The following is a 552-nucleotide window of genomic DNA, read 5'->3' as shown; positions in this document are numbered from 1 at the left end:
CCCACTGGCCCTTTTGGGCGGTGACCGAGCCCACCACGTCAATGCCGCGCCAGTCGCCGCACTGGATGCAGAAGTTGAAGGTCTTGGAGGCGGGGCCGTCGTTGTACTTGACCTTGGCGCTGACCTGGACCTTCTGGCCCTGGATCAGCTGTCCGGTGAGGACCTGCTTGGGGCCGGAGGCGGTGTTGGTGCGGTCGGAGATCTTGGCGGAATAAGAGCCGCTGAATGCCTCCTCGGTGACGATCTCCAGAGTGGAGGCCTCCTGGACGGCCCAGGGCTCGGAGCCGTTTTCAAAGCCGCCGTTGACGATAATGCCGTAGCCCGGCTCCTCTGCCTCCACGGTGACGGACACGTCGTCCACATAGAAGTCGAACAGGTCGTTGGTGGGGTCGGGAGTGGCGGCCCAGGCGGTCTCGATGAAGCATCCCACATAGGACATGTCCGCATCGTTGGGGATGGTGTAGGTGCCGGTGATGGTGGCCCACTGGCCCTTTTGGGCGGTGACCGAGCCCACCACGTCAATGCCGCGCCAGTCGCCGCACTGGATGCAGA

1 protein-coding gene is annotated in these 552 nt (G+C 64.1%); it reads right to left on the bottom strand.

The window, feature by feature from the left end; translation table 11 throughout:
• A partial coding sequence (locus B5F22_RS11850; protein WP_204210603.1) for a carbohydrate binding domain-containing protein occupies positions 1–552 on the bottom strand: 552 nt, incomplete at both ends.

Source organism: Pseudoflavonifractor sp. An187, assembly GCF_002160275.1.
Taxonomy (GTDB): Bacteria; Bacillota; Clostridia; order Oscillospirales; family Oscillospiraceae; genus Enterenecus; species Enterenecus faecium.
The sequence above is the reverse complement of the archived record's forward strand: the minus strand, read 5'-3'. Positions and strand labels throughout refer to the sequence as shown.